General features: G+C 69.9%; 6 protein-coding genes. 5 read left to right on the forward strand and 1 reads right to left on the reverse strand.

Features of this window, described 5'->3' with window-relative positions:
* The 5 genes from VIM26_RS06030 to VIM26_RS06050 form a co-directional block, all read left to right on the forward strand.
* Positions 1-861: Gfo/Idh/MocA family oxidoreductase (locus VIM26_RS06030; protein ID WP_331949446.1), on the forward strand; the 861-nt coding region annotated here is incomplete at its 5' end.
* Between the two features lie 116 nt (positions 862-977).
* Complete coding sequence (locus VIM26_RS06035) at positions 978-1,844, forward strand: sugar phosphate isomerase/epimerase (RefSeq protein ID WP_331949447.1); 867 nt, start codon at positions 978-980, stop codon at positions 1,842-1,844.
* On the forward strand, positions 1,841-3,037 hold the full coding sequence (locus tag VIM26_RS06040) for a Gfo/Idh/MocA family oxidoreductase (protein WP_331949448.1): 1,197 nt from the start codon (positions 1,841-1,843) through the stop codon (positions 3,035-3,037). Before VIM26_RS06035 ends, VIM26_RS06040 begins: the two co-directional genes overlap by 4 nt.
* A gap of 224 nt (positions 3,038-3,261) precedes the next feature.
* The gene (locus VIM26_RS06045; RefSeq protein WP_331949449.1) at positions 3,262-4,761 is read left to right on the forward strand and encodes a sugar porter family MFS transporter; all 1,500 of its coding nucleotides are present in this window, start codon (positions 3,262-3,264) and stop codon (positions 4,759-4,761) included.
* A gap of 59 nt (positions 4,762-4,820) precedes the next feature.
* Positions 4,821-5,831 carry a LacI family DNA-binding transcriptional regulator gene (locus tag VIM26_RS06050; protein WP_331949450.1) on the forward strand — a complete coding sequence of 337 codons (1,011 nt, stop codon included), beginning with the start codon at positions 4,821-4,823 and terminating at the stop codon, positions 5,829-5,831.
* A 10-nt stretch (positions 5,832-5,841) separates the two neighbouring features.
* On the opposite strand, the gene VIM26_RS06055 is transcribed toward VIM26_RS06050, so the two are convergent.
* On the reverse strand, positions 5,842-6,420 hold the full coding sequence (locus VIM26_RS06055; RefSeq protein ID WP_331949451.1) for an RraA family protein: 579 nt from the start codon (positions 6,418-6,420) through the stop codon (positions 5,842-5,844).
* Positions 6,421-6,613: the final 193 nt, after the last annotated feature.

Raw genomic sequence — 6,613 nt, forward strand, 5'->3', positions numbered from 1 at the left:
TCGCTGATCGCGGCCGACGAGGTCGACGCCGTCATGGTGACGAGCTTCGGGCCGGCGCACGAGGAGTCCGTCATCGCGGCGATCGAGGCCGGCAAGCCGGTCTTCTGCGAGAAGCCGCTGGCCCCGACGGCCGCGGCCTGCCTGCGGATCATGGCCGCCGAGCAGAAGGCCGGCCGCCGGCTCGTCCAGGTCGGCTTCATGCGCCGCTACGACGCGAGCTACCGCGAGCTGAAGGCGGTGCTCGACGGCGGCGAGATCGGCGAGGCGCTGATGGTGCACTGCGCCCACCGGAACCCCACCGTGCCGGAGATCTACACCGCCGACATGGCGATCAACGACACCGCGATCCACGAGATCGACACGATGCGGTGGCTGCTCGGCGAGGAGTTCGTCACCGCGCGCGTCGACAAGCCGAAGAAGACGACCCACCGGTTCGGTCACCTGCAGGACCCGCTCGTGCTCATCCTCGAGACCGCGTCGGGCGTCCGGGTCGACGACGAGATCTTCGTCAACATCGGCTACGCGTACGACATCCGCTGCGAGGTCGTCGCCGAGACCGGCACCGTCAGCCTCGGCGACCAGCACAAGATCGAGCTCCGGGACGGCGCGGGCCACCGCAACTCGCTCGCGACCGACCACGTCGACCGGTTCGACGGGGCGTTCACCACCGAGCTTCAGTCGTGGATCCGTTCGGTCGAGACCGGTGAGGCCAGCGGCCCGTCCAGCTGGGACGGCTACGCCGCCGCCGTCGTGTGCGACGCGGGCGTCAAGGCCCTGCTCGGCGACGCCGGGGTGGTCCCGATCACGATGATCGACAAGCCCGAGTTCTACTCGACCGGAAAGACGGTCGCGTTCGCCTGAGCGCAGACCCACCGACGACGGCGGGCGGGGGTCGGACCTCCGCCCGCCGTCGGCCTGCGTGCCCGTTCTCCCGATGAACCCGCAACGACCCGTCCCCAACGAAGTGGAGCAAGCCAATGGTCAAGATCGCGCTCGACCCGGCGATGTATCACCCGACGCTGTCGGTGGCCGACGAGGTCCGCAAGGCGGCCGAGCTCGGGTACGAGTACCTCGAGCTCTCCCCGCGCGGCGACTTCTTCTCCTGGCACCGCTATCCCACGGCGGGTGACGCCGAGCTCAAGAGCGTCAAGGACGCGATGCGGGAGACCGGCGTCACGATGCAGACGCTGGTCCCGGTGTACAACTGGTCCTCGCAGCGCGAGGACGAGCGGGCGGCCGCGGTGCGCAACTTCCGGCGGCTGCTCGAGATCGCCGTCGAGCTCGACTGCCCGATGGTGAATTCCGAGCTGTCGGGGGACCCGAACGACCCGCAGCACTGCGACGCGAGCTTCCGCCGGTCCATGGACGAGCTGCTCCCGCACATCGAGCGGTACGGGCTGGAGCTGAACCTCGAGGCCCACCCGTACGACTTCATCGAGCTCAACGACGCCGCCGTCGACCTGGTGCGGGGGATCAACAAGCCGTACGTGAACTACCTGTTCTGCGCCCCGCACGCCTTCCACCTGTCCGACGGCGCCGGGGACGTCCGGCGGATGATCGACTACGCCGGGGACCGCCTGGCGCACGTGCACCTCGCCGACGTCTTCAACCACACGATCAACGGGGGCCTGCGCTACATCACCAACCCGCCGGGCGCCGACGTCCGAGTGCACCAGCACAACGAGATCGGCAACGGCGACGTGCCGTGGGACGAGCTGTTCGGCGCGCTGCGGGACACCCGTTTCGACGGCGTCGCGACCGTGTGCGTGTTCGGCTGGAACGAGCGGGCCGACGAGATCCACAAGGCCATGCTCGAGCGAGTCACGAAGGAGCTCGGCGCATGAGCGGGACAACCCGGACCATCGGCGTCGGCCTGATCAGCGTCGGCTGGATGGGCCGGCTGCACACCCGGGCCTACAAGGCGGTTGCCGAGCGGTACCCCGAGCTCGGCCTGCGCGCGCGCCTGGTGATCGCCGCGGACACGGTCGAGGCCAGCGCGCGGGAGGCCGCGGACGTGCTCGGGTACGAGAGCTGGACGCTGGACTACCACGAGGTGCTGAACCACCCCGAGGTCGACGTCGTGTCGATCTGCGCGCCGAACTTCCTGCACAAGGAGATGGCGCTCGCGGCCGCGAAGGCCGGCAAGCCGTTCTGGATCGAGAAGCCGATGGGGCGCGGGGCCGCCGAGAGCGGCGAGATCGCCCGCGCGGCGCACGACGCTGGGATCGTCACCGGGGTGGGGTTCAACTACCGGCACGCGCCCGCCGTCGCCCGCGCCCGCGAGCTCATTCGCGCCGGTGAGCTCGGCCGGATCACGAACGTGCGCTGCTGGCTGCTCGCGGACTACTCGAGCGACCCGGCCGGCGCGCTGACCTGGCGCTTCGAGCGCGAGCGTGCCGGGTCCGGGGTCCTGGGCGACCTGGTCTCGCACGGTTTCGACCTCGCGCAGTTCCTCGTCGGGGCGATCAACGAGGTCACGGCGCTGAGCACGACGATCATCACCGAACGTGCCGAGCCGGCGAGCGGGGCAGCGAGCCACTTCAGTCGCGGCGCGGGCGGCGCGCTCAAGCCCGTCCAGAACGAGGACTACGTCGGGGTGCTCGCGCGCTTCGCGTCGGGTGCCGTGGGCACCTTCGAGTCGAGCCGCGTCGCCGTCGGCCCGCGGGCCGAGTACGTTGTCGAGGTCTACGGCACGCAGGGATCGGTCCGCTGGAACTTCCAGCGACTCAACGAGCTCGAGGTCTGCCTCGGGTTGAACGGGGCAGAACACGGCTACACGACTGTTCTGGCCGGCCCCGGCTACGGCGAGTTCTCGCGCTTCCAGCCCGGTGCCGGTACCTCCATGGGCTTCGACGACCTCAAGACGATCGAGGCCCGGCTGTTCCTGGAGTCCGTCGCGACCGGCAAGCAGCTCGCGCCGTCCGCGGCCGACGGCTGGTCCGCCGCGAGCGTGGCCGACGCCGCCGAGGAGTCCGCGGCCGACGGCGCGTGGCACCAGGTCGGCGCGATCAGCGGGACCACCACCTACGACGCGTGAGACATCTCACATTCGTCCTATAGACAGAATGACAGGACAATCGTTTGACTTGTTAGAACAAAGCCGATTGAATGTCACTACGTACGACGTGCAGGCGAGGTTGCTGGCGCGGGCTTCGCCACTCAAGGACGAGTTTCCTCGGTCGCGTCGTTCCAGCAGTCGACGACCCCGGCACACCACTTCCGGGGTCGTCCTCGTGCGCCCCGCAATGGAAGGACGCGCCAATGACGGCGATCAGTAACCATGTGGGGGCGGCCGGGTTACCCGGGACCGCCTCGCAGCTCGAGATCGACTCGCTCTTCGAAGAGGAGAGGACACCGAACAAGAAGCGTTCCATGAAGGCGATCGCCATGGTGGCGACGCTCGGTGGACTGCTCTTCGGCTATGACACGGGCGTGATCGCCGGTGCGTTGCCCTTCATGACGGACACGGTGGCGAAGGGCGGCCTCGGCCTGACCCCGGTCACCGAGGGGCTGGTGACCTCGTCGCTGCTCTTCGGTGCGGCCTTCGGCGCCCTGTACGGCGGCAGGCTCTCGGACCGCTTCGGCCGGCGCCACAACATTCTGATGCTCGCCGGGATCTTCTTCCTCGGCGCCGTCGGCACCGCGCTCGCCCCGAACGTCGGGGTCATGATCCTCGCGCGCATCGTGCTCGGCATCGCCGTCGGCGCTGCCTCGGCGACCGTGCCCGTCTACCTTGCCGAGATCGCGCCGCGCGAGCTGCGCGGACGCCTGGTCGCCGTCGACCAGCTGATGATCGTGACCGGCCAGCTGCTCGCCTACTCCACGAACGCCGTGCTCGCGAACCTCTGGGACGGTCACTCGACGTGGCGCATCATGCTGTTCATCGCCTCCGTGCCGGCGATCGCGTTGTGGATCGGCATGCACTTCATGCCCGAGACCGCCCGCTGGTTCGCCTGCAAGGGACGCTTCGGCGAGGCCCTGGACGTGTTGCGCGCTACGCGCCGCAAGGAGTACGACATCAAGGGCGAGCTGAGCGAGATGCTCACGGTCGCCCACGACTCCGCCGCGGCGCGGGAGGGCGGCTGGTCCGACCTCAAGACCCCGTGGATCAAGCGCCTGGTCTTCATCGGCGTCGGCATCGCCATCCTCCAGCAGCTCACCGGCGTCAACACCCTCATGTACTACGCGCCGACGATCCTCACCAAGACCGGGCTGGGCACCAACGCCGCGCTGACCGCGACCATCGCCAACGGCGTGGTCTCCGTGGTGGCGAGCGCCGCGGGGTTGTGGCTCGTGGGACGGTTCAAGCGTCGCCAGCTCCTGATGGTCGGCCAGGCGGGCGTCATCGTCTCGCTCGCCGCGATCGGCGTGACGTTCGGTCTGCTCATCTCGCCGAGCCTCGATGCGGGTGTGGCGCCCGCCACGTCCAGCTCGTACATCGTGCTGGGGTGCATGCTCAGCTTCCTCATTTTTCAGCAGGGCGCGATCTCACCGGTGACCTGGGTGATGCTCTCGGAGATCTTCCCGATGAAGATGCGCGGCTTCGGCATGGGCCTGTCGGTCTTCCTCCTGTGGATCGTCAACGCCATCATCTCGTTCAGTTTCCCGGTGCTGATCAGCTCGTTCGGCGGGGCCGGGACGTTCCTCGTCTTCGCGGCGATCAACGTCGGCACCTTGATCTTCAGCTGGAAGATGGTCCCCGAGACCAGCCACCTGACCCTCGAAGAGCTGGAAGAAGAGTTCCGCTTCACGCACGCCTGATCCGCGATCGGGGGTGTCGCTTTCGCGGCACCCCCGTTCGGCGCACTTAGGCTGCGGGGGTGCGCGCTAACCCCACTCAGCAGGACGTTGCGGATCGTGCGGGGGTGTCCCGGGCTCTGGTCTCGCTGGTGATGCGGGGGGAGCCGAGCGTCTCGCCGTCGCGGCGGTCGGCGGTGCTGGAGGCGGTCGCCTCGCTCGGCTACCGCCCCAACGCGGCCGCCAAGCACCTCGCCGGTCGGCGGACCAACCTGATCGGCGTGGTGCTGCCCGACCTGCGCAACCCGTTCTACGCCGACATCATCGACGGGGCCCGGCCGGCCGCGACGTCGCTCGGACAGAGCGCCCTGCTGGCCACCGGATCCCGCGAGGTCCACCTGGAGCAGGAGGCGGTCGAGACCTTCCTCGAGCTCCGGGTCGACGCGCTGGTGCTCGTCTCTCCGCTGCTCGACGACGCCTACCTCGAGCGGGTCGGTAGCCTCGTCCCCACCTGCCTCGTGGGTCGGACGACGGGCTCCGGCGTCCTGGACAGCGTGAACGCCGACGAGCGTGTCGGGGGTCGGCTGGTCACCGAGCACCTGCTGGCCGCGGGCTACCGCTGCGTGGTCCACCTGGATGTCGCGGCGGAGCTCGCCGAGAGCTCGAGCGAGGACCGCAAGGCCGGGTACCGCGAGGCGATGTCCGACGCCGGCCTCGGCGGCGTCGCGCGGAGCGTGCGTACCGGTGGGGGAGTCGGGGCGGTGGTCGACGCCGAGCTTCGCGCCGCGAAACCGGACCTCGCCTTCTTCGCCCACAACGACCTCATCGCCCTGGAGGCGGTCACCGCGATCAGGCGCGCCGGGGCCGCCGTCGGGCGGGACGTCGGGGTCGTCGGGTACGACGACACGTACCTCGCCTCGCTCGACGAGTTCTCCCTGACCTCGGTCAGCCAGTCCGCCGGGGTCCTGGGTCGCCGCGCCGTCGAGCTGCTGTCGAGCAGGATCGGCGGTCGGCGCGAGGCGGTGCACGCGGTCATCGAGCCGCGACTGGTGGTGCGTGCGAGCTCGGCGCGTGACGGGAAAGCTCCGCGATAGTCAGCCGGCGTCACTCTTCGATGGCTCCGCCGACCGAGCGCAGGTGCGCCCGGAACGTGCTGCCGTCGGTGTCGCGGACCGCGAGGTACTCGGCGAAGCGGGTCTGGCTCCGGAGGGTCTCGCCGAGGGTCATCCGCGCCGCTTGGTGCCGCTCGGTGTCCCGGATGCCGGCGGCGAGCTCGGCGATGTCCGCGGCGCGGTCCAGCGGCGCGAACAGCACGCCGTCGTCGTCGCCGAGCACGAAGTCGTCGGCGGTCACCAGGTGCTCGCCGCACCTGGCGGACGCGAGTGCGAGCGAGTCCTGTGCGTCGAGGCGTTGCGGGCCCGCGGGCAGGGTGCCCTGGCTGAAGACCGGCAACCGGATGGTGCGCAGCTCGGTGGTATCGCGGTGCAGGCCCCAGATCACGATGCCGGACAGGCCGGCGCGGGCGACCTCCAGGGCGATCAGGTCGCCCACGCAGGCCTCGTCGCGGCGGCCGGCGTTGTCGACCACGAGGACGTCACCGGGGTGCGCGTGCTCAAGGGCCTCGAGGAAGACGTCGACGCTTCCGTAGTGCCGCGCGGGCAGCGCCCGGCCGACCAGGTGCACGCCGCTCCACAGCGGCCTGGTGTCCGCCGGCGCGCAGCGGATCGCCGATGCTGAGCCGCAGGCACGCATCGGCGACGTGCGGCGTCGTGAGGTCGAGGTAGGTCTGCTGCAGTTCGACGGGGTGCACGGGCCGGGTTCTCCTCGGAGGGATCGGATTGCTGAGATCACCGAACGACGGTCGCGCCGGCTCGCC

The sequence above is a fragment of the Pengzhenrongella sp. genome (assembly GCF_036565025.1).
GTDB lineage: Bacteria > Actinomycetota > Actinomycetes > Actinomycetales > Cellulomonadaceae > Pengzhenrongella.